17 protein-coding genes and 1 pseudogene are annotated in these 24,731 nt (G+C 36.5%); 3 read left to right on the top strand and 15 right to left on the bottom strand.

Features of this window, described 5'->3' with window-relative positions; all coding sequences use genetic code 11:
• Positions 1-31: 31 nt before the first annotated feature.
• The 7 genes from FLP15_RS08390 to FLP15_RS08360 all read right to left on the bottom strand — a co-directional run bounded on the left by FLP15_RS08390 (position 32) and on the right by FLP15_RS08360 (position 9,476).
• Positions 32-1,804 carry a sortase family protein gene (locus tag FLP15_RS08390; RefSeq protein WP_223804593.1) on the bottom strand — a complete coding sequence of 591 codons (1,773 nt, stop codon included), beginning with the start codon at positions 1,802-1,804 and terminating at the stop codon, positions 32-34.
• Between the two features lie 230 nt (positions 1,805-2,034).
• Positions 2,035-2,730 (bottom strand): pilin N-terminal domain-containing protein, encoded by a 696-nt coding sequence (locus tag FLP15_RS08385; protein WP_142766738.1) that lies wholly within the window; start codon positions 2,728-2,730, stop codon positions 2,035-2,037.
• Complete coding sequence (locus FLP15_RS08380) at positions 2,714-6,097, bottom strand: SpaA isopeptide-forming pilin-related protein (protein WP_142766736.1); 3,384 nt, start codon at positions 6,095-6,097, stop codon at positions 2,714-2,716. The genes FLP15_RS08385 and FLP15_RS08380 overlap by 17 nt, the downstream gene beginning before the upstream one ends.
• Before the next feature lie 25 nt (positions 6,098-6,122).
• Positions 6,123-6,743: a SpaH/EbpB family LPXTG-anchored major pilin gene (locus FLP15_RS08375; RefSeq protein WP_150136627.1), complete on the bottom strand. Its 621-nt coding sequence runs from the start codon at positions 6,741-6,743 to the stop codon at positions 6,123-6,125.
• 28 nt (positions 6,744-6,771) lie between these two features.
• Positions 6,772-8,064 (bottom strand): SpaH/EbpB family LPXTG-anchored major pilin, encoded by a 1,293-nt coding sequence (locus tag FLP15_RS08370; RefSeq protein ID WP_142766732.1) that lies wholly within the window; start codon positions 8,062-8,064, stop codon positions 6,772-6,774.
• A 578-nt stretch (positions 8,065-8,642) separates the two neighbouring features.
• Entirely contained in the window at positions 8,643-9,101 is a 459-nt protein-coding gene (locus FLP15_RS08365) for a hypothetical protein (protein WP_142766731.1), read from the bottom strand.
• Positions 9,102-9,155: 54 nt separating this feature from the next.
• Entirely contained in the window at positions 9,156-9,476 is a 321-nt protein-coding gene (locus FLP15_RS08360) for an ArsC/Spx/MgsR family protein (protein ID WP_190288274.1), read from the bottom strand.
• Positions 9,477-10,040: 564 nt separating this feature from the next.
• On the opposite strand from FLP15_RS08360, the gene FLP15_RS08355 reads away from it, so the two are divergent.
• Together FLP15_RS08355 and FLP15_RS13860 are read left to right on the top strand one after the other, a co-directional pair.
• Complete coding sequence (locus FLP15_RS08355; protein WP_223804592.1) at positions 10,041-11,456, top strand: MucBP domain-containing protein; 1,416 nt, start codon at positions 10,041-10,043, stop codon at positions 11,454-11,456.
• Complete coding sequence (locus FLP15_RS13860; protein WP_142767474.1) at positions 11,390-11,599, top strand: LPXTG cell wall anchor domain-containing protein; 210 nt, start codon at positions 11,390-11,392, stop codon at positions 11,597-11,599. Before FLP15_RS08355 ends, FLP15_RS13860 begins: the two co-directional genes overlap by 67 nt.
• Before the next feature lie 101 nt (positions 11,600-11,700).
• Here FLP15_RS13860 and FLP15_RS08345 read toward each other — a convergent pair whose 3' ends face one another.
• From FLP15_RS08345 to kdpF, 4 genes are read right to left on the bottom strand one after another with little or no spacing between them, the layout of a single operon-like run.
• Positions 11,701-12,327 (bottom strand): K(+)-transporting ATPase subunit C, encoded by a 627-nt coding sequence (locus FLP15_RS08345; RefSeq protein WP_142766727.1) that lies wholly within the window; start codon positions 12,325-12,327, stop codon positions 11,701-11,703.
• 39 nt (positions 12,328-12,366) lie between these two features.
• Complete coding sequence (kdpB, locus tag FLP15_RS08340) at positions 12,367-14,433, bottom strand: potassium-transporting ATPase subunit KdpB (protein ID WP_142767473.1); 2,067 nt, start codon at positions 14,431-14,433, stop codon at positions 12,367-12,369.
• A gap of 9 nt (positions 14,434-14,442) precedes the next feature.
• Positions 14,443-16,188, bottom strand: coding sequence for a potassium-transporting ATPase subunit KdpA (locus tag FLP15_RS08335; protein ID WP_142766725.1), 1,746 nt, complete (start codon positions 16,186-16,188; stop codon positions 14,443-14,445).
• Between the two features lie 12 nt (positions 16,189-16,200).
• Positions 16,201-16,281 (bottom strand): K(+)-transporting ATPase subunit F, encoded by an 81-nt coding sequence (kdpF, locus tag FLP15_RS13855; RefSeq protein ID WP_205570831.1) that lies wholly within the window; start codon positions 16,279-16,281, stop codon positions 16,201-16,203.
• A gap of 402 nt (positions 16,282-16,683) precedes the next feature.
• On the opposite strand from kdpF, the gene FLP15_RS12760 reads away from it, so the two are divergent.
• Positions 16,684-16,833, top strand: a complete 150-nt coding sequence (locus FLP15_RS12760) for a hypothetical protein (protein WP_190288273.1) — start codon at positions 16,684-16,686, stop codon at positions 16,831-16,833.
• Positions 16,834-16,981: 148 nt separating this feature from the next.
• Here the strand turns inward: FLP15_RS12760 and FLP15_RS08325 are convergent, their stop codons facing one another.
• From FLP15_RS08325 to FLP15_RS08315, 4 genes and pseudogenes are all read right to left on the bottom strand, one after another.
• Entirely contained in the window at positions 16,982-17,698 is a 717-nt protein-coding gene (locus FLP15_RS08325; protein WP_142766723.1) for a response regulator, read from the bottom strand.
• Positions 17,688-19,178 carry a DUF4118 domain-containing protein gene (locus FLP15_RS13745; RefSeq protein ID WP_342588755.1) on the bottom strand — a complete coding sequence of 497 codons (1,491 nt, stop codon included), beginning with the start codon at positions 19,176-19,178 and terminating at the stop codon, positions 17,688-17,690. The genes FLP15_RS08325 and FLP15_RS13745 overlap by 11 nt, the downstream gene beginning before the upstream one ends.
• Positions 19,179-19,415: 237 nt before the next feature.
• Positions 19,416-20,260 (bottom strand): annotated as a pseudogene (locus tag FLP15_RS13740) (universal stress protein); the annotation flags it as partial.
• A 231-nt stretch (positions 20,261-20,491) separates the two neighbouring features.
• Positions 20,492-24,511: a vWA domain-containing protein gene (locus FLP15_RS08315; protein ID WP_142766721.1), complete on the bottom strand. Its 4,020-nt coding sequence runs from the start codon at positions 24,509-24,511 to the stop codon at positions 20,492-20,494.
• Positions 24,512-24,731: the final 220 nt, after the last annotated feature.

The following is a 24,731-nucleotide window of genomic DNA, read 5'->3' as shown; positions in this document are numbered from 1 at the left end:
CACTCCTATCACTTCTTCTCTAGCGCAAAACTCAAAGTAAATTTAAAAAAAGAATAGGAACCATCAAAAGTAACACAATAGGAATAAGAGTTTGCATCGGATTATTAATAATAGCCGCTGCAATCCTCATCCCTAAAACAGTAATTGACGAATAACTAGAGCCAGTATATATTTCGCTAGATAACTTAGATGCCGTTCTGCTCATCCCCAAATCCTTTAAACGTTCGTTATCTAGTTGATTTAATGACTCTTTTTTCACCAAATCTCCCTGTACAACACGACGAAATTGAGTTCCCATTCCACCTTCACAACGAATAAGAGTAATCATTGCCCCACTTCTCCTATCTTGTGGCTGTTCAATATATTGTGTCTCAGTTTCCTTAACGACCTGATTTGTCGTAACTTTATAAACATAAACATTTTTGAAATCTGAGGCATAAATCACATCTCCCTTTTTTAACTTATTGATTTTTCCCAAAAGAACTGGACTTGACTCTCCTTTGTTATTAGGAATATTGTGTGCAAGCAAAACATAATTTCCCTTTCCCAACTGCTGCTGAACACTATACGTAGCTGCACCATTCAATAAATTATCATTATTCATCCCAGCCAATATTGGAAGATTAATTTGTTGACTAGGGATTACTATTTTCCCAACACCCCAATCATTGACTGTTTGATTAAAATTTATCTTAGCCTCAGCATAATTTCCAATCCCAACAGATGTGACATCTGACTCTGTATAATTAGCACGATTAATCTTATCTAAATTATAATTTGAGAGCTGTTCTGTCTTCCCTACCTCAATACTATTCATCTGCCTCTGATGTTGAATCTGTGTGTAGCCATAAATAGTAAATCCTAAAACTGCAACCATCACGATAATTAGCGTGATAAAAAGGATTTTGACTGCTTTAAATAACCTGCGCAGCCTTTTTTCTGAAGTTTCTCGATTCCCTTCATTCATCATTTTAACCGCTTGATTATATTGACCTTTTAATATACGGTATAAAATCAAGATAATAATAAATAAAAGAATACAAAGACTCAATGAAGCAATAACCACCTTAGTATAGCTGAACATATCTCGATGAGTTACTTTTTCTTTTTGAGCTTTACTATACGGGATACGAACCCCATTTACCAAAAGACGATAAGTATTGATTCCTGGCGGAGTGCAAGTAACCAAAGTAACCATATCTTTACCAGGAATAATCTTAACTTTATCTACCTGAGAAGGTAGAACTTCGTCCATAGATTGAATCTGATAAGCCAATTTTTTCTTTAAAACATTAATGTAGAAAATATCTCCTACCTGAAGATTCCGCACATTTGTGAACAATACCTGATTTTGTAGTCCAGAATGTCCTGCAATAACAGCACGAGTATTTTTTCCTCCAATCGGAACTGATGAAGGCTGAAAATGCCCCAATCCGTCATTCAAAGTCAATTCATTCGTGCCATGAAAAACAGGCATATTTTTAATATCAATCGCTGGAATATCTAGCGTTGCCATAACTCCACCAACATTAATTGTGTTTTTATACTTGATATTAGGATAAGGTGCGACTTCTCCTTGCTGTTGAGCAAAAATATTATCATTATATTCCTGAGCATCCTTTAATTTTTGTTCAATATCTGATTTAGAAATTTTTTCTAATCGATTATCATAATGAGCAACAGCTGTTGAGCGCTGTTGATTTGCAAAATAATCTCCTACAATAGGGTACACTAATGCACCAATACCAACAAAAATAAAGATAATTGCGGCAACTAGCAATACTGGAATTTTTTTCTTTCTCATCGTTTCCCCTTTTCTTGTGGTAATGAATAAAATAATTACTGATATTATTCCATTCATTACCACAAGAAGAATTTCTTCCTGTGATAATCATTAATATAGAATCTAACAATAAAAACTTGTTAAAAAAGATAGATAAAAAGGAGAAAGAAATAGTAAGAGTATTATCATCAGAGCATGCAAATTTTTCAAATTAATCATGACACCTGCTCTACTCTTCCTCCTTTTTATCATTATTTAGTATAGTGCTTAGACTTGATGATAAACAGACCATATAATCCTGCACAAATCACTATGAATAAAGCGATATAAATAGGATATAAAGAACTTTCACTTCCAGAAGTTTGCGGAATGTTACTTATTTCCTTAGCTCTTGAAGATGTTGTTTCTTTTTGAGGAGATATGACACTAGATTTTGGATAGAGATAAACGTGATTCAAAATCTGACCGTTTTGTAAAGTCATTGGAAGTTGAACGATAACAGGTGCCGCGGGATTCTGAATCCCCGCTCCTTGAAGTTCTGTTACTCTATATATTCCTGCTGGAAGCGTAATCGTTGCTTGTCCCTCACCATCTGTAGTAATCACTTGAGAATGATTGTTAGGAGCAATTTCAAACGGTACATTCTCATCATTACTTGGTATGACCTCATCAATCTTATACTGAACCCCTGACATTATTGTTAAATCATTTCCCGATGAGTCTTTAGCTTCATTAGCTCCCAAAATCGACCCTGTTGGATGCTTCGGTAAATTAGAATTTTGAAGCTGCGATTCAGAAAGTTTATATTTCACAATTGTCAACGAAGTATCAGGAGTTGATGTATCTGCAAAGGTCAAGTTTTTAGAAACAAAACTGAAAAAGAGAAATGAAATGAACAAAAGTATTTTAAAAGCAGTTGAAATTTTTATTTTATTCAATAACATCATTTTCCTCTCCTTTCTTTCTCTTGTTTTGGATGAGGTATCCTGCACCTAGTGTAATTAGTCCTACAAGTCCTAAACTACTTGCTACAATTAGTGGCACTTGGTTTGATCCATCACCTCCTGTGCTAGGAAGAACAGTTTGTGGACTATCACCTGCAAATGCTACTGTAACACCATTATTTGACGATGAAACCGTGACAGGAATTGGTTTTTTCAACAGTTCATACCCTGCAGGAGCTTTTGTTTCTACAAGAGTATAATCTCCATACCAAACATTACTAAAATGAATTTGACCGTATTGGTCTGTTGTTGCAGTTCCTACTGTTTTCCCGCTCGCATCAACCAAATCAAAGACTGCACCAGACAAAGGATTTCCCTTAGTCAAATGATAATTAGAGTCAATATCTGGTTTTCCATCACTATCCGTATCCACAGTTGTACCTGTTTCAAATTTAAGCAAGTATACATCACCTGTATAGTTTTCCATTGCAACCCCAACTTTGATTGGTTCAATAACTTGGGAAGTATTTTCCTGATAAGCAAAGGAATTCCAAGCTGCCCGATTTGTTGGATTACTTGTAGGGTCTCCTGAAACATTAGTTGCAAGGGCGCTTGTTTCTCCTGCTGAGATAAGTTGAGCTACCGTTGGAGCTTGCATCGTGAAAGTATAAATCAAATTAGAAATATTACTCCACGTATCTCCAGCGTTTTGTTTAATCATATAGCTATGAATTTGAGACCAATCCGTTACTTGACTAGCACTTTGCCAATTGGCGGTCTGAACTCCACTCGGGTCTGTCAATTGAGTCGTTGTATTAGGATAAGCCACATTAGCTGTTAAATCTGAACGAGAGGGATTTTTAGCTGTAGAATAATAAACTGTAACATGACTATTCCAAGAACTAGGTAAACTAATAGGTCCCGTCAAAATAGGAGTAAATTGAGAACCTCTAGCAGTATTGTCCGTAATCCCTAAATCTCCCACAGATGGAAGTACATCTACAAAGACAAAGTTAGTAAGTGTCTGATTTGGATTACGTGTAGTCAAGGCTATTTTATAATCAATTGTCCCACCAGGTGAAACATGACCAAAGGTAGAGTATCCTGAATCCAAATTCCCCTGTACTTGCTTTTGAACATTTAAACCATAGTTACTCAATACCGTATATTGATTGCCTGATTTAACCAACTTATCTGTACTGCTACCATTGTTATTGATATCTGCTGTTTTTGCAATATCATCTGAACCGTTATCTGTCAACAAGAACGAATCCGTTATTTTACTTGGAGCAGTAGGAACTGTGAGGTTTGTATCACTTGATGCCCCAAAAGTATAGAGTTGGATAGGGGAGGAAGCTGTACTGTCGATGTTTACATTAAAACCGTACCATAGAGCTTGGCCTGGTTGTAAAATACTATCACTTGTCCAACTAATTAAAACTTGTTCCTGCCCTGTACCATTATAATTTGTAGAAAGTATCTTAACAGTACCATTAGCATTATTTCCATCTGTCGTTGCGCTATCCCATGAGTTACCAATCGCACTCCTTAGCTGATAGCTGGGATTTACTGTATTAACTGTTACACCCTTAGGTAAGATAACCACTGCTGTAAATGGACCGTTCATATTTGAGGTTGATGTGTTGATATTTCCAAAGTTACCTGTCACACGATTAGCTCCCAAATTTACAACTCCATTATTATTTGTGTCAAAACTAATCTTGGAAGTTGCAACTGGAGGACTCGGTACTGGACGAGCAACTATTTCTGCTGTTCTTGCTCCAACAACGTTACTAGGGTTTGTAGAATTAGATGTAGTATCAATGGTTACTGGTTGACCCGCTGCATTATAACCAGATATTTTATAAACCACAGTATTCGTGACTTTCCCCACATAACCACTTTGTATCGTGAAATTTAACGCCATATTACTCGCATACATTCCTGCGGGAGCATAGGTGTAATTATATCTCACATTAGAAACATGACTATCTTGAGGTAATCCCAATTGAGTAAAGATTGCACTCATCTGATAAGTTGTTAGGTCTGTCGCATTAGTGACTGCTTTATATTCTGTCCCATTTACTGTAATATAAATATCCATATTAGGATGTTGCGCACCAACCATAGCCGTGCTCGGGTTGTTAGCCGCATCATAAGCTAAGACATAACTTGGAACATACAAAGAACTTAAATTCAAATGTGGGTCGATTGAATAGTAAGCCACATATGAAGTCATATCTTTGGTTTGACTATTAGCTGCATTATCTCGAATATTAAAGGCTGTCGCCCAAGTTTGGTCATTATAAAGCGTTGGATCTGGATTTGAGCCTTGAGTCCACTGTGATTGATAAAAACCAGCCGCCGCATTTGCACCATGTTGCAATACCCAAATATTTCCTGAAGGTAATTCTGGAGCAGAAGGATCACTTAAACCCATACTAACCGATGCTGATGAAGTATTTGTCACAGGGTTTCCATTCAAGTCTGTCGCAGTTGCTTTCACACTATTAGTCAATTTTGAAAAATTAGTTGTGCTGGTTATCGTCGTTTTTACATTGATTGTCTTATTATATAAATCTCCTGTTGCTGCTTGTTGTTGAGCCATAGTTGGTGCTCCAAAAGTCCAAGTAACTGTATTATTTGAAGCATTATATACACCACCAGAATCATCACTAACATAAGACAATCCATCTGGAAGAGTATCTACCACTACAATATTAGATCCTTCTTTAAGATACAATAAACCCGTTGTTTTATTAATATCTGCAACTTTAATTTGCCAATTGATGATATCATTCGTTGCAGGAGGACGTGAGATAGTTTTGCCACTTGAATCTGTAATTGAAGCCGCTGTTTTAGATGTACTAATTGTATTAGATGCATTGACTGTCACCGATGCATTGTCGGCTGCATTTCCATCAAAATTATCTGCAGTAAACTTAGCAGCTAATGTTAGTGTCGTTCCATTCGGAGTAGAGCCATTAGTCGTTGCTACTTTCAGGACTAGAGAATAATCTAATCCAGAACTAACTGTCCCTAAATTATAGGTTAAAGTATTAGCTGTAGTATCATAAACAGGTGTTATTCCATTAATCGCAATACTATTTAAAGGCATATTGGCAGTATCTAAACTAAACCCTGTTGGAACACTGACTGTTAATTTAGCATTATTATACGTCGTATTAATCCCTGTTACTTTGAAATCCATACGATACAAGGCATCTTGTCCAGATAATGTGGAACTCATCATATTCGAGACATTAACATCTACGTTCAATGTTCCTACAGCAAATACATTAGCGGCTGGAAACAGTGCTGTAAAAAGAAGTATCAACATTCCTACAAAAGTACCTACTTTTTTCTTCACTTCTGCTGTCTCCTTTCTCTAAAAATTATACTTCCTTTGATTGACGTTTTTTACGCGCTACAATGATTGCTGTACCAATACCAATTGAACCAAGTGCAAGGGTTACGAGTAATACTTGTCCTGCTCCACCTGTAAATGGCAAATCTGTTGATTTTTGGTCTGCTACTGTTAATTCTATTGTTGAATCATTCGATGTTGTGTCATTAACTGTTACTTTTTGTGGAGTTTTTAAAAGTTCATATCCTGCTGGAGCTTTTGTTTCAACAACCCAGTAATCAGATTGAACGGTGTCTCCGTCTGAAAGTTCTCCTGGGTCAATGATTCCATTGCTATTGCTGTCTGTCCAGTCAAGAATACCATTACCATTACCGTCATTAAATGCCAAAGGTAGTCCATCAAAAGTTGCATGTCCGTTACCATCAGATGTAGAGGTCAAGAAACTTACACCACTTGGTAATGTATCTGCTGTTGTATAAGAATTACCATCAGATGCAAGATATTTTCCTGCATTTGCATTATCTTCACTCGTGGCAATCATAAATTCAGCGCCAGCAAGTTCAGTTTTAGTGGAAGCATCTTCTTTTACAATATCAAAACCGCCATCAAAATATTTAGGTGTTTCTCCTGGTGGTGGAGTAACGTCAATAGGTGGAACTGGGGGTGTTACTGGGGTGTTACTGGGGTGTTACTGGGGGATTAACTGGTGGTGTTGTTGGAGTTGCTGCTTCTGTAGGAGTTTGATAAGTTGCTGTGAAGTTATTTTCAATAACCCCATCCCAATTTGCATCAACCTTAGTGTTAACAACCGCACGAATTTGAGGTGTACCACCTGCTGTTTTTGAAGCTGCTACTTTGGCAAGTCCTGATTCTGTTAATTCGAATGTAAGGGTTGTTTTACCTGTGGCGGTATAAGTATAGTCGCTAGAATCTAAATCCACCCATGCTCCAGAGGCATCCTGATATTGCATTTTTTGTGAGTTGACCGTGAGTTGATTGGACATTTGGTCAGTAATCGTATATAGGCTTGAAGGAGCTAAATCAGCTGCTTTAAGAGCTGTGCTTGAACCATTTGAGTAAATAGGCACACCACCTGCCGCTGCAAAAGCATCCGATGCTGAATAGTAAAGTGGATCTCCAGCTTTGATTGCAACCGTTACAGGAGTACCATCCGCGTAGTAAACAGCATTCCCAGCTTTATCTCGTACTTGCAAAGAAGTATCTTTCGTTGCTGTCGAATAAAGACCTGCAGGAATATCTGTTTTGAGATACCAATTAAAGTTATTTCCTGCTACTAATGAATCTGTTTTGCCATCCTCTGTTCCAACATTTTTGACGGGATGAATATCGTCAATAATTTGGTTTTTGGGTTGAGCTTGTACATCATAAATAAGCCCTGACTGTGTTCCACGATTTGTTTGTGGAATATAAGCAAAGAAAGGTGCAGCTGGACTCACAACTGTAACAGGTTTTCCTGTTGTAGGATCAATAGCTCCTGAATCATCAACCTCTGTCACAAGATAGACTCCATCATTGTCAGTGCCTGTTCCTAAATCAAATTTGACTTTACCGTCTGAACCTGTTGTCCCTGTCTGTGCTGTAAAGTTAGAATCAATCGTGTAGTCTGTTCCTTCATGTTGAAGCGCAGGATTAACTAATTGTGCACCGTCTTTTACTGGCAAAACACGTTGAATTTTAAACTCAACTCCTTGAAGTAATGGAAGATTTACTGTACCGCCAGTCCCATCTCCATTAGTGCCAGATTGGTTAGCTTCCGTAATTTGATATTTGGTAATAGTCAATGAACGGTCGCTTGTAGAATCTGCGACAGGATTAGTGGAAAGATTTGAAGCACTATCCGTCGTAGCATATGCCTGAAATGCTGGTACTGCAGCTCCGCTCGCAAGAATAAGAATTGTGGAACTAGCCATCATTCTTGAAAAAATTGCTTGCTTAAGTGTTTTTTTCATTTAATTTTCTCCAATAAATAATTAATCAAAATTTAATCAAAATTTGATTTTAGCAATGAATTGTTTTTGTGAAATATTTTTTTCACTCATTTTGTATATTTTTTATTTCTCTGCCTATTTCTCCTTTCTATTCCTTGTGTAGTAGACATTTGTCTTTCTTCTTCTTTTTTAATCGCTCTTTCAAGAAAACCATAATTTTTCTGAAAGCAAAAACTCTATAGTATAATAGAGTTAGTCTTAAAAACCATTTGAAAATAAATAATCGTCATAAATTCCGAATCTTTGAATTCTAATTTTTTCACAATTTTAATTATTGATTTCTTATATATCTTTTGCAAAACTGTTGACATATTTATAAATTATTATATAATGTATTTGTAAGGTAGTAATAAGCATTACTGTTTTTATCTTATGTTTTTATATTTTCTTTCAGAAAAATTATGGCTTTTCGTATAAATATTTAAGATAAAAATCTAATTAATTAGATTTTTTTATTATTTTTCGTACATTAAATAACTTTCATTTCATCAATAAAAAAACTCCCGCGGATACGAGAGTTTTTTTATTGGTTTTTATTTTTATAATGATTTTTTACTTGATTTGTACTCAATATTGGCTTTTCTAAAGTCATCTTTTAGATTTGGGTACTGCTTTTTAATCACACTTGCCGAAATATAATAGAAAACGATGACCAAAATCAATAAAATGATAGTTATCAAAGATAAAAGCGTAGATAAAATAATTTCATTTGGAGATATAAAAAGTAAAATCATGAGCGGAATAGATACAACATTATAGACATAATATAGAATGGGTGCAGTGTAACAGATTTTTGGTACTTCTGCTCGCTTATAGTTAAGATGTGTGATTATCGCAAAAATAAATATAAGCGTCCCCACAACATTTATCTTAATTCCTATCAGAGTAAAGAGATAGAGTGCGATTAATGTTGAAGGAATGATAATGCTATTTATCCATGACTGATAAGGAGCAATTTGTACTTTGTATCGTTGCTTGGATGTTTTAGTTGTTTCCATATTTTATTTTCTCCACAATTAGTGACCTAACTCAACAAAAGCTAGGTCATTTATTTACTGACTGAAATGATAGCGTTGTTCCACTATTCTCCGTTCTCGATGAATGAATTGTCGCAATTCTTCCTCGTTATATCCTATTTGGAGTTTGTGGTCTTTGATTGCAATTGGACTTTTTAATAAATAATGATGTTCCAACAAAAAGTCAAGCATTTCTGGCACAGTATATTTGTCAATTGCTTGATTCAAAAGTTTATTAAGGCTTGGATTTTTTATTTTTGTTCTTATAATATCTGAAAATCCTTGATCTGTTAGATATAAAATATTAAGCAATTCTTTTTGGGTCAGAGAGCCAAAGGTTAATAGCTGATATTCCATTTGATGCATCTGAAACCACTTTTCTAATTTTCTGACAGTGGCGCTTTTTCTTCCTACTGAATAATAGACTTTTATCACTTCGTCGCTCATATATTAACTACTCACTCTTCTATAGGTGATTCATATTCTCCATTTTTAACAATACGTTATCTTATGATTACGTTAATTTTACATATTTCTTATCATTTTTGCAAGTTTTTTATATGTTAATTCTGACAGAACTTAAGCTGTTTTTACTATAAAAGCGTATAATACCCGTCCTTAAAGTGATGTTGTAACGACTTCTGCTATTTTTATTTTATAAACTTTTTATAGAATCTTGACATTTTTATTTGAAATAGTACAAATCATTTATATTTCTTTTTGTGGGCTTATGTTTTAAAAAAACATTTCAATACAAAAACAAAATAATGCAATCAATAAAATACATAATAAAAATTAATTAAATAAAACCAATTTTAACAAAAAGATATTTTTTAATTTACTTCAAATGATAAAATTTAATCATGTATTAATGTTAGTCACAAAAAAGACCAACAAGTTAAATAAAGGAGTCTTATAAAATTGAAAAGAAAACACATTTTGTCTTTAGCTGTATTGCTTCTATTAGCAGCATGCATAGGTTGGAGGAGTCCAAAAGTACAGGCGGGTACACCAAATTTCGGTGCTGCACTTTTTTACTCTTTTGATGGTGATAATTATCGAAATATCTCTTGGAATCAAGTTTCAGATATTAATCTCAAAACAACTTCTACCGTTTATATTCAGGAGGAACTTATTGCGATAAGTAATGGAACACTGACTAATAAACTATGGAGTAGCTTCACTAATGCTGATGCATCTGGAAATGAATGGTTTACATTTGCAGATTATCCTACCTTGTCTGGAAGTAGCAATTTTTTACCTTTAGTAAAGATGATTTATACGACTGACGGCATTAACTATACAGATACAAAGCCTCCATTAAGTGAATTGAAGGGTGTTAAGGTGACTCTAAATGGAACACTCACCAGTCCTGAGTCTGATGGTAGCAATCCATTTGTTAGTATTACTGCTCCATTGATTCCTAAAAAAGATGATATTATAAACAATAATATGTTAAATCAACCGATGTTCCCTGTTACGGGGCAATATTCTATTTTTTATGATTGGAGTATTCAAGACTGGTTTTATGAGTTAAATTCATCAATGATTATGGGACAATTTCAATTTTTAAATCCTGCTTTACCTGGTAAGGCTGTTACTGTTTTGTACCAAGATGAGAATGGCAAGGAAATTGCAACTCCTGAAACTTTAAACGGAAATATTGGAGATGCTTATACAGCTGAACAAAAGAGTATTTCTGGTTATACTTTTAAAGAGGTGCAAGGAAATGCAAATGGAACTTTTACTGATCAAGCACAGACAGTAATTTATGTTTATCGTATGAATCAAGATTTTTCTAGTATTATTGTTCATGATTCAAACTTAACCGTTGGGGAGCATTGGGATGCTCAAGATAATTTTGATTCTGCAACAGATTATTGGGGAAATCCTGTAGATTTTTCAAATATTATTGTTAGTGGTGATGTAGATACCAGTAAAGCTGGAATATATAAGGTGACCTATACAAGAGGTGTTCCTAATTTCTTCTCGGATTCGGAAAATCATGGGATATATAGTGCTATAGCTACGATAAAAGTTAGTGACAAATTGCCAGACAAGGGAAATGTCATCATTAACTATGTGGATGAAGCTGGAAAGACGCTCTCAAAATCCATAGTCCTATCTGGTGATGTTGGTGAAAGCTACTCTTCAGAGCAAAAACGTATCAACGGATACACTTTTAAAGAAATTTACGGAAATGCTAATGGACAATTCACTCATCAAACTCAAAACATAACTTATATCTATAAAAAAGATACTGTTTTGCCATCTGCTCCCAAGCCAGCTATCCCTACATCTACCTCAAAAAAGGGACTCATGAAAACAAAAGCATAGATAAAAAAGTTGAAAATAAAAAATTACCTACTACTGGAGATTCTCCTTCTGAATTTCTTTTGGTCTTTGGTGGTGCTTTGATAGTTATTAGTTTAGGGGTATTGTTATTTAGAAAAATACAGGCACGATTTATTAATAAATAAACTAAACAAAGCTTATATGCAATAGGTTAAATTTCTGTTTTTCTCTTGGGAGAAGACGACGAGATAAAATCACTAAGAGTACTTAGTGATTTTTTTATATTTTATTTATTTTGGGATAAGAACTTTGCTATATCAATGTTGACAGATAGAACATTTACTGTTTTTTCGCCAAGAAATCCGAGTAACTTATTTTGAGTATTTTTTCTGACAATCTCTTTTAATTTACTTTCACTTAATCCTGTTGTTTTTGATAGTTCTGGTACTTGAACAAGTGCACTTTCTGGACTAATATCTGGATCTAAACCTGAACCAGAGGCGGTCAGTAAGTCTGTTGGAATTTGTGATTTTGTTATTGTGGGATTTGCTTTGAGAAACGCAACCTGAGCTTTTTCAACACGATGTTGAAGTGCTGGATTGCTTGGTGCAAGATTTTGAGAGCCAGATGACACTCCTGTGTAGATTCCCTCTTCTTTCTCTTTGGTGGTATAGGTATTGTAATTTACAGCAGAAGGGCGTCCTTTCATGTATTGTGGCGTCGTAAATTCTTGACCGATTAATGACGAACCTATAACTTTTCCGTCAGCAATAACTTGACTGCCATTAGCTTGGTGGGGAAAGAGTGTTTGGCCTAATCCTGTCATAAGTAATGGATAGAATAGACCACAAATAACAATGAACACAAGCGTAATTAGGAATGGTGTTTTTATTTCTGTAAGTGCTTTTTTCATAATTTCTCCTTTTTGTCAGCATGCTGACAGTCTATGCTTTTAAAGTCCTATCATATGCAAAAGTGGTGCAATGATAAAATCAATGATTTTAATGCCAATAAACGGTGCAATTACTCCTCCTAGACCATAAATCAACATATTATGTGTCAGCATTTTTTCTGATCGTTGAGGCTTGTACTTGACCCCCTTCATCGCAAGCGGAATCAAAATAGGAATAATGATGGCGTTAAAAATCAGAGCCGATAAAATTGCACTTGACGGAGTCGCAAGCCCCATGACATTGAGCACGCGCATTGCTGGAATTGCTATCATAAACATCGCTGGAATGATGGCGAAATATTTGGCAATATCGTTAGCAATGGAGAAAGTGGTCAATGCTCCGCGTGTAATCAGTAATTGTTTTCCGATTTCAACAATGTCAAGAATTTTGGTAGGATCACTATCAAGGTCAACCATATTTGCTGCTTCTTTGGCAGCACTAGTTCCTGAATTCATAGCAATTCCTACATCGGCTTGAGCCAATGCTGGTGCATCATTTGTGCCATCACCTGTCATCGCAACAATTTTTCCTTTATTTTGTTCTGCTTTGATAGCTTCAATTTTATCTTCAGGTTTACATTCGGCGATGAAACTATCTACACCTGCTTCTTGAGCAATGGTTGCAGCAGTCAATGGGTTATCGCCTGTGCACATAATCGTTTTTATGCCCATCTTACGTAAACGCGCGAATCGCTCAACTAGACCTGGCTTAATTGTATCTTTTAGATAAATGACACCAAGAATTTTATCATTTTCAGCAACGGCCAATGGTGTGCCACCTGCTGATGAAATTTCGTCAGTGATTATTTTCAAGTCTGTGGGAATTCTACCCCCACGTTTTGTGACCTGAGCGATAATCGCATCTGTCGCACCTTTTCTAATCGTCCGTCCTATCGGAAAATCCACCCCACTCATTCGAGTTTGAGCTGTAAATGCTACAAAAGTCATATCAGCAGGTGTCATAAATTCTTTATCTTCTTGCTCCTCAGCCAGTTTGACAATAGATTTTCCTTCTGGCGTTTCATCTTGTAATGATGTCAGTACCGCACTTTCTGTCAGTGCTGACAGCGTTACTCCAGCAACGGGTATAAATTTAGCTGCCATTCGATTACCAAAAGTAATCGTCCCTGTTTTATCCAAAATCATAGTGTCAACATCTCCACTCGCTTCGACAGCTTTTCCTGACATGGCAATCACATTAAAACGTGTCACACGATCCATACCAGCAATTCCGATAGCGGACAATAATCCACCAATTGTTGTTGGAATCAAACAAACGGTCAATGCAATTAAAGTAGGTACAGCAAGCTTCACATGGACAAAATTTGCGATAGGATAAAGTGTCACAATGACAATCAAGAAAACAATCGTTAAACTGACAAGGAGCGTATTCAAAGCAATTTCATTGGGTGTTTTTTTGCGCGATGCTCCTTCAACCAAAGCAATCATCTTATCAATAAAGGACTCGCCTGCATTTGATGTTATCTCGATTTTGAGCCAATCACTTGAAACCGTTGTTCCTCCTGTGACAGAAGCAAAATCACCCCCTGATTCTTTGACGACAGGCGCTGACTCACCCGTAATTGCTGATTCATCAACAGAGGCTATTCCTTCAATGACTTCTCCATCATTTGCAATAAGCTCGCCTGCTTTGACAAGAATAATATTGCCTTTTTTCAGTTCAGTAGCATCAATTATTTTCTCGTCAGTACTGACAGAATTTCTGTCAGTACCAATAAGTCGTGCTTTCATATTTTGTTGCGTTTTTTTCAGACTCTCAGCCTGTGCTTTACCTCGCCCTTCGGCAACAGATTCAGCAAAATTAGCAAAAAGAATTGTCAGTAGCAAAATCAGAGCCACAATACTATTGTAAATCTGTGTTGAACGGCTCACTGTGCCAAACAAATCAGGGAAAATAGATAAAATCAACGTAATCACAAAACCAATTTCAACCACAAACATCACTGGATTTTTTATCATATACATCGGATTAAGTTTGACAAATGCTCCTTTGACAGAGCTTGTCAATATTTCCTGATTTAATAATTTTTTATTTTTTGAAACCATCATAACACCTCACAAAGTTAAAGATTCAGCAATCGGTCCTAGAACCAAAGTTGGTAAAAAAGTTAAAGCTGAAATGACAATGACAATGACAAACAGCACGATAGTAAAAGTGCCTGTATCTGTTTTTAACGTTCCTTGTGATTCATTGACTGGTTTTTTCATCATCAATGAACCAGCAATTGCAAGTTGAATAATCATGGTCACATACCGTCCAAAGAACATAGCAAACCCTGTTGTGATATTCCAAAAGGCGGTATTATCCTTTAGACCTTCAAAACCTGAACCATTATTAGCTGATGATGAAGTATATTGATAGATAATTTGTGACAAACCATGAAAGCCTGGATTGCTCACTCCCGCAACACCTGCAGCAAGTGAAACAGCCAGTGCCGAAAAACTTAAAATGAGAAATGGATGCACAATGATTCCCATTGCAGTCAGTTTCATCTCTGTTCCCTCAATTTTTTTCCCAAGATATACAGGTGTGCGCCCAATCATCAACCCGCAGATAAAGACAGCCAAGATAACGTATAAAATCATGTTCATCAATCCAACACCTTTGCCTCCGAAAATGACATTGAGCATCATATTTACTAGAGCAACACCACCACTCAATGGCATCAGTGTATCATGCATATTATTGACTGACCCTGTGGTAAATGCTGTTGTAATTTCAGTAAAAAGCCCAGACATTGTCACACCAAATCGTGTTTCTTTTCCTTCCATATTGCCCATAGACTGACTAAGACCAATATGCTGTAAAATAGGATTTCCTTTAGACTCTACCCAAAGAATAACGATAAGACCAGCGATAAACAATACACTCATGACAATAAAAATTGGACGTGCTTGTCTTCCGAGCCAAACTTTTTTAATTTTTTGAGCTTTGTCATTTACTGACAGCTTTTCAGAACGTTCTGTCAGCACAGAATGATTATCCGCCACCATATGTCCGAAAGCAACAAGGATTGAGCCAGGTAAAAGCATCATTGACAGCATTTCAACAAGATTAGTAAGCACATTTGGATTTTCAAAAGGCATGGCTGAATTTGCCCCAAAGAATCCATCACCATTTGTACCCAAATGCTTGATTATTTCAAGCGCTGCAACAGGTCCCAATGCAATATCTTGAAACTTTCCTTCCAAAGTTGTCACTGTCAAAGTGTGCATGAGCGTTTGAGGAACTCCTTGTGAGATAAGAATCAATGCACCAATGATGGAAAGAGGTAAAAGTACACGAGTGATAATCCGAACAAAATCAACATAGAAATTTCCCATATCTTGAAACTTACCCGATAAACCACGAATAAATGCCATTGCAGCCGCAAAACCTGATGCAGCTGATGTAAACATCATAAAAGTAATCACAACCATCTGGCTTAGATAAGACAAAGCTGTCTCTCCAGCGTAGTCTTGCAAGTTAGTATTGGTGATAAAAGAAATTACAGTATTAAAGCTCAAACTTTGCTCCATCGCTGAAATTCCATTTGGATTAAAAATAGGCAAAGTCTGCACCCGTAAAATCAAGTAGCCCCAAAAAACCATTACCGCATTGGTTAAGACTAATGCAATTGCATATTTTTTCCAAGTCATCCTTTGTTTTTTTACCCTGATGCACTTGTAAATCAAAGAATCCACACGGTTCATCACTGAATCAGCGAAGGTGTGTTGTCCCGTTGCAATATGATAAAGATATTTTCCTGTCGGGAGCATTAAGCAAACCCCAATTACTAAAATAAAAACACTTTGTAACATCTCATTTTCCTCCTAAAATCGCTCTGGATGAATCAGCGCGTAAAAGAGATAAAAAGCCAACAAAATAATAATAATCCCTAAAACAATGAACACTTCAACACCTCTTTCTAATTTCTCTTCATTTGATGATTACACCAAGCAATCAATCCAAAAATCAGTGCAAAAAGCACTACAAATATTACAAGCATCAATAAATCCATCAAAACATTGTCCTCCTCTTTGATATCGAAATCATTCTAACATTTTAAAAATTAAGCTGGTATAAAGATTAGCCAAGTCATATAAAGATGATATAAAGATTTTATTTTTGAGATGAAGTCAAGCCTTATTCAGTGAGAGTTGCCCTTTTATCAGTCGCATTGCCTTTTGCTCTTACCATTTCGTCCTGCCAGCTTTGCTGGATTGCGATTTGAACTTCCGACTTTTAGTCGGTTAGTGAAATCGACAGCGGAGCGAAGCGGAGATAGAACGAATGGATAGCGGAGCGAAGCGAAAATGCAAGCTTTAGCAGTTAAGCAAACGGACAGCGGAGCAACGAAGTTGCGTAGACCATTCGCAGAACGGCGTGCGAAGCACGTAGCGAGGATGGACAGCGGAGCACACACTTGTTTTGATAAAAAAAGCCTGTCAGCACTGACAGACTAAAAAAACTTACTGACAAAAAGTCCATCAGTAAGTTTTTATTTTATCGAAGCAAGTGTATGCTAATTCCCGTTCTCTGCGGATAAAGTAGCACCATCTCCGTCCACCTTGATGCTAATCGAAATGGCAGGCTTCATATTTCGTCTTGACTTCATTTTTCATCAATTTTAACCATTCGATAACCTACCCCAATATGTGTTTGGATGATTTTAGGGTGAGTCGGATTAAGCTCAATTTTCTTGCGTAATGTATTGGCAAAGACACGCAAAGCCGAAAAATCCTCCTCATAATAACCCCAAATTTCCTTGACAATGAAATGATAAGTCAAAACACGATCAAGATTTTCAGACAAAAGACAAAGCAACTTGTATTCAATTGGAGTCAGATGAATCTCTTCATCACTGACAAATACGCATTTGGACAAAAAATCTATTCGCAGCCAGCCATTAATAAATTCTGTTTTTTCTGTCAGTGCTGACAGATTTTTGTCAGCAAATTTTGCTCGCCGTAAGCTCACACGCAGACGCGCTAACAACTCATCAGTGCTAAAAGGCTTCGTCAAATAGTCATCCGCACCCGCGTCTAACGCACCGATTTTATCCGTTTCTTCACCGCGCGCACTCACTACAATAATCGGTAGTTGTGAGAAACCGCGCACCTTTTCAATGATTTCACGACCATCCATATCAGGCAGTCCCAAATCCAAAATCAATACATCTGGGCGGTGCGTTACCAACTCACGTAAAGCAGCTTTGCCCGTCTGAACCGCAGTATAATCATATTCTTCAACTTCCATCGTTAACGACAATAATTTATTGACTGACGGATCATCCTCACAAATCAAAATTTTAATCACTTCATTCTCCATCCGTTAAAACAACCTCCACTAAAGGTAATGTAAAACCAATAATTGCGCCTTTTGGATAATTATCTCGTGCATAAATCTCACCACCGTGCGCCACGATAATACTCTTACACAAGGACAGTCCAAGACCCAAACCACGTTTTGAATCCACCTGACGATTTCCTGTCGTATAAAATAAATCAAAAATTTTCAACTTTGCTTCATCTCTAATCCCAACCCCATCATCAGCAACTTCTACCACTATTTTTCCGTCCAAACGCTGTGTACTTAGTACAATCGTTGAGCCAACAGGCGTGTATTTTACAGCATTATTAATAATATTAATCAACACCTGAATCATCAAAGGAGCATCCATTTTTGCGGTCAATACCTCAGCTGATAATTCCAAACTAAATCGATATTGACTCAAATGCCTGTCCACATGTTTCAAAGCCTCTTCAATCACTTCGTCAATGATATTTGTTGTTAGCTGCAACTCCACATCACCATCCAATTTTGTGATAGAGAGCAGATTTTCGACTAAGTTAATCAGCCACATCGCATCATCATAAATATACGCTGAAAGTTCATTTTTTTGAAGCTCGTCCAGACTTTGACCAGATTCCATCAGTAATTTTGCATGACCCGAAATACTTGTCAGTGGTGTTCGCAAATCATGAGAAATTGCACGAAGTAGATTAGCACGAAGCTGCTCTTGCTGCATCTTGAGTTCTGTTTTCTGCTGCTCCTCACGTAAAATTTCTTTCTCCAAAGCTAACGCAGCCTCACCTAAAATCGCAAAAACAACTGATTTTTCAAAAACTTCAAGTTCAGATTTTTCAGTCATTAATATCCCAATCACAGCAAAAACCTGATTTTTACCTCGAATAGAAAGATACAAATATTTTGAAGCTGATAAAGTACTCGTTGTCGCTCCCGCTCGCTTGTTATTATGCATCACCCACTCAGCTACGCCGTTTTCCTTATATGATTCATAAGTAGCTAACGTACGATTAGACCGTTCCGTAGCAAAATAATGTGGTTCGCTAAGTACACCTTCTTCAACAGGATAGACAACAATATCACGCTCCAACAATTTTTCGACTTGGTAAGCTGTAGCCTCTAAAATATCTACTACCGAATCAGATTGTGCCAATTCCTTATTTGTTTGAAGCAAAATTTCCGTACGATAAGACTTCTCAGCAGAGGCTCTCACTTGCTCCTGAATTCTCTTAATCAATGTTGCCGTAATTAACCCTGCAGCAAGCATAATAAAGAAAGTTACTGGATAATTCGGACTAAATGCCACGAAAGTAAAATAAGGAGCAGTAAAAAAATAGTTAAAACAAAGCACAGAAAGCACTGACGAAATAACACTAAAAATTCGCCCCTTCGTCAGCACAGCATTAATCTGAACCCCCAAAATATAGATTGTAATAATATTTGCAACACTGAAATTCCAATATCGAAAAGCCAGACCAACTACCGTCACAACGACAAGCATCAGCAAAGTTTTAAATAAATCACTGACAGAAAAATGTAGTTTTGTCAGTTGATAAAACTTTCGATGTGATGTTTCCTCCAGTGCTCTCCCATTTGGAATAACATAAATATCTAGATTAGGAGCCGCCTGACTTAAAAAATCAACAATATTCACCCTTCGCCAAAATGGTTGTTCTGCACTTTTACCTATCACCAGTTTTGACACATGACTCACCTTGGCATACTCTGCAATTTGTTGAGGGAGGTCATCCCCATAAACAACCGAAACCTTTGCTCCTAGCTGTTCAGCTAACTGTAAGCTCTGACGTAATCTCATTTTATCTTCATCACTTGAAGATTCAGCTTCCACATTTCCCACATAAAGTGCCGTAAATTCCGCTTTAAAAGCCATCGCCAAACGTGCTGCTGCTCGAATCACATGCAATGCTGATGGTGAAGGAGAAACACAGACCAAAACATGCTCTTTCGTATAAGCGCTATTTCTATTTTTATCCATGCGAACCGCACTATGGTTCACTTGGTCAGCGGTTTTGCGCAATGCGATCTCACGAAGAGCAATCAACTTCTCCTCTGTAAAGAAATTTTGCATTGCGCGATAGGCTTGAGCTTTTTGATAAATCTTCCCTTGTCAAGACGTTCAAGCAAATCCAACGGTTCAATATCAACCAATTCTATTTGATCAGCCTCATCAAAAACATCATCAGGAATTCTCTCATTCACACGAATCCCTGTTATCTTCTCAATAACATCATTCAAGCTCTCAATATGCTGAACATTCACCGTTGTATAGACATCAATTCCTGCCCGAAGCAATTCCTCAATATCCTGAAATCTTTTCTTATTCCGTGACCCATAACTATTAGTATGTGCCAACTCATCAACTAGTATAATTTGAGGTTTCCTTACAATCGCAGCATCAATATCAAATTCTTGAAGTTTAATTCCCTTGTAAATCAAACGCTTAGTTGGCAGCTTCTCCAACCCATCCAGTAATCGCATGGTTTCAGGTCGCGCATGAGGTTCAATATAACCTGCCACCACATCAATTCCATCTTTTTGGGCTTCATGCGCCCCTTCAAGCATAGCGTAAGTTTTCCCAACACCAGCCGCATAACCGAAATAAATTCGCAATTTTCCTTTTTTCATCATTTGCCCCTGATATTTAGTTGCTCATATTATAGCATTTATTTTCAAAGAGTTAACCTATAAATCTATTTTTTATAATACACCCCTCATAACATCACCTATAAAAGAAAAGCCTGCATAATAATTATTATGCAAACTTTTTAAAATTTATGAAGTCAAAATACTAAATTACTTCTTCAGATATTTCTTCATCAGATAAGCAGCAATTAATACCAAGGTACCTATACCAGCAATACCAGCACTAACTACTCCCAAACTAGGTAATTTTGAACTTCCTTCATCCTTAACATCTTCATCATTACCACCATTATCTCCATTACCATTGTTGGGCTCTCCAAGTTCAAAGTTGGCAAAAACCAATCCTATCTTATCATCAAGAGTTCCACGATATTCAGGAAATTCTTCCAATGCACCAAATTCTAAAAGATTAGGATTATTAGCCGAGCGACGAGCCAAACGGATATGAATATCTGCTACATCACTATAACCTTGTGCTTCATCCATATAAGCAACAATCACTGTATTAGTTGGCTGGTAGCCAGCAGGTGGAGTATCTTCACTAATAATATAAAGATTTCCACGAGACATATGATTGAGCGTTTTAGAACCATTAACCGTTGAAAGTGTAGCACCTGTTGATACATCTACCACCGCATCACTATCTTCGTCTTCTCCTCCAGAAAGTTCTAAATCTTCAAGATTCAAAGTCTTCAGTGAATCAAAATCTGTCGTAGGAACAAATCTCTGTACCCATCGTAAGATAAATTGTGTATCCATAGGAGTATTATTTCTCGCATCAACTTTCTCAATCGTAAATGGATGAGTAATATTTGAATGAACTTCAAACGAAATAACATAGGCTGATACTTCATTATCGCGCGCCATCTTTAGAGCAGCTCTTGTGCTGGATTCTAGATTTACTATCGGTTTGAAATCTGCATTTTGTGTTGTGATAAGTGAAACATAACCTACAGGAGAAGGTGGATGAACAACAGAACCAGAAATAGCTTCATCTGGTGTTTCAATTAGGTCATCTCCTGAGATAGTTATAGCACTATTTACATTAGCGTGTTCCTGTACTTTTGCAGCAGTCGGTGTTTTAATTGTCCATTGGCTCAATTCTCCAAAATTTGGGAATAGACCAACAGCATCTTTTTTAAATAATTGATACTCTGTATCATAATCTAATTCAATAGGGTCTGCATTTTCTATCAGATTTCCATCATCATCCAGAGGAGATAAACGTCCAGAATCATTTGATTTTAATAAAACAGTACTATCCAAAGCTACACTATCAAAAAGTCTGAAAAGTCTCAAAGGAGAAGTAGCTTCACCTGCATTTCCATCCTCTCCATTAATTCTTCCAACTTTTGTCAGTTCAAAAGTCACCCCTGCCAATGGAGAAGTAAAGTCAGCATCCCTTTTTGTTACGTCAAGATAGAGTGGAGGAGCAGCTCTATTATGGAAGATGAGAGTAAGCCTAGGATTATTTTCTTCATCTTTTTCAAAGATAAAACCATTTTGTCCAATTTCTGCTTCTTCTAAAAATGGTATTTCTTCACCTTCAGCATTTATTGCGGTAAATCCACCCTCAAAATCAATTCTGAAATATTGAACCTCATCATTACGGAAATATCCATTTGGTGCTGCAACTTCTTGCAAAGCATACAATCCAGGTAACAAGTTATCAAAACTCTCCAAAGCTGTCAAATCCGCTAAATCATCACTAAGCGCATTTAGATGATATAGGTTAAAGTGTGCTCCTGAGATTGATTGCCCAGTTACTGCATCCCGTTTATCAACTTTTACAGAATTTTTAAATGCTTCAACATTAATCTCATTTGTGATATTAAGTGTAAGAACAAATCGATTATTCTCGGCATCCAACTCTACCTTTTCACCCTCAACAAATACTACAGGTTTTCCTTCCTTAATCTCTGCTTTTATTGTCCACGGTTCTGTTGGTTTATGACCCGCTGGTGTTGTTTCAGATAAGCTATATTCTTCTCCATAGTTCAAACGGAAATCTTCAAAAATAATCTCTCCAGATTCACCCGTCCTATCACGTGCAACCTCTTTCCCTTCACTATTTTTCAGGATAAACTCTACCCCTGCTAATGGCTTATTAGTATGATTAGAAGTTTTAATCAATTGTAAGCGGAAACGTTCTGTATTGACAACGGTCATATCTGTAGTACCAGTTACATCCCACTGGTAAACCTTAGACAGGTTCTTATCTTCATCAGAAAATATTTCATTATTAACTTTGTAATTAAAATCTAGTCCAAGATTACTAAATTTCGGAAGTTTAGAAAGTGAAGCTTTCCAATCTCCCTCACTACTTAATAGAACTGATTTCTCCCAGTCAGAAATTCCATTTTCTGTAGAACGACCAAGCACTAGTTCTAATTGTTTAGGAATACTTTCAAGATTAGCAACCCAATGTTTAGCAAAATCCAAATCCACACCAGGAGCATTACCTGATGGTACTGCAAATAGCGCTTCAGTCCTACTATTCACAGAGCCGGTATTGTTTACAAATTGAGTAGCTACAGGATCAGAGATATGATACCATTGCTCTGGAACAAAGTTTGTATCCTCAGTCTTAATTCGTACCTGATGATAAATTTGAACTTCCTGATTAGCCCCTAAGCTAATATCAGATAATACTATAGAATCATTAGCAGAGCTATCTATAGCACCAATATTTCCTCCTGTTCCCACTAAGTTGGCCTTAACACTGCTGGATTCAAGATTAAATTGTTCGCCAATTTTAATATTAATTTGTCCGTTGTTAACAGTATTCAAATGATCTTGAAGTATACCTGACAATTTTTGAGAAATAAGATGAAAATCTCCACCAGGAAAATTGGTAAATTTTGATTCACTGCTTTCGTAATCATAATTTTCTCCGTCAACTAGACGTTCAAAATTCTTTTTTACCTCTTCAATATTAAAACCACGTTCTGTTCCACTAGTATTCGTTGCAGCAATGTTCATCCCAATACCATAAAGTTGTATTCCATCTTGCTGCATCTTATCTGCCTGAAAGATTGTCGCTGGAAAAACATTATCATACTGAGGGTTACTTGAACTAGAACCTACAGCATTTCTGGGACGAAGACCACCATTAACTCCTTGAGACCAATCAATAATACGTGCAGAACCGTTATATCCATTACCATTACCTGCAACAGTAGTATTAGCACCAGATGGAGTCTGTGCCGCTGGAACGCCATCACGTATTGGTGAGTTCCCCTCACCAGTCGTTTCTGTAACTTCACCAATATCTATAGTATTATTAGAATTTTTATTATCAAACCCTGTTATTGAATTAGAAAAAGTCGGAATTCCATCTGTCAGTAAGATAACAATCCTTTCGCGACTTCCATCATTCACGTCAAACATATTTTGAGCTGCACGAAGTCCAGCTTGAGTGAATGTATAATTAGAGGAGAGCGAAATCGGTGTTTGCTGAGGATTAGCAATTCTTTTCAAATCTTCCGCAGCCTGACCATAATTTTTCAAACTAAAGTAGGTCGCAGTATTTGCATCGTTTCCTGTATTATATACTTTTGACCCGAAAGCAACGTGTCCCACTCGAACATCATCTGCTCTTACTCCCTCATAATTGGTTAGTAAATTCGAAAATTCGTTGACAGCACCTCGCCAATAATTCATACGCGATTGACTATCCATAGACGCTGAAAAATCTGATACTAAAATAACATCAAGCGGTTTGGTTAAAACATGCCGATAACCTTTTACATGAGTGAAGACATCATATAGACCAGGAGTTTTAGTTTCTTTAGCAAATTGAGTAATATCAAATTCTGGTTGTGACATTGTGCCATATTGAATCCATGTATTATCTAATGTATTACTTGAGCCTATGTCTGGAAAATCACTTTCTGAAGCTTCAGGTGCATCTGTTATAAAATTATTTATTCCTCTTACAGTATTTCCTGTATGATTCAGAACCCGTTCATGACCAGCAACTTTCCAAGTGTTAGCTGCCAGAGGACGTCCACTTCCTCCAATATCAGAATCTTGTTCTTGATAATTCGGATTAATCACACCAGATGTTTCTCCTGATGTTCTGATTGCACCAAATCCGCTAAATAAGGGGAGAACAAGAGCCAGAATCGCAAAAAGCTTTATCAACTTTTTGAATCTTTTTTTACTCATAGATTTTTACTTGAATTAATGTTTAAATTAAACACTAATTCTTCCTTTCTCTAATATTTTCGTCATCTAATGAATACATTTTATTAACTTATAATTAGAATTATCTCATATAAAATTTAATTTACCTAATGATATGCAAATATCGATAATGGATAAAAGCTTAATTTTACTGACTTTTTAAAGATTTTATCTATTTTAGTCAAAAAAAAAGAGAGCCAGA

This window comes from Lactococcus protaetiae (assembly GCF_006965445.1).
Lineage (GTDB): Bacteria > Bacillota > Bacilli > Lactobacillales > Streptococcaceae > Lactococcus > Lactococcus protaetiae.
The sequence above is the reverse complement of the archived record's forward strand: the minus strand, read 5'-3'. Positions and strand labels throughout refer to the sequence as shown.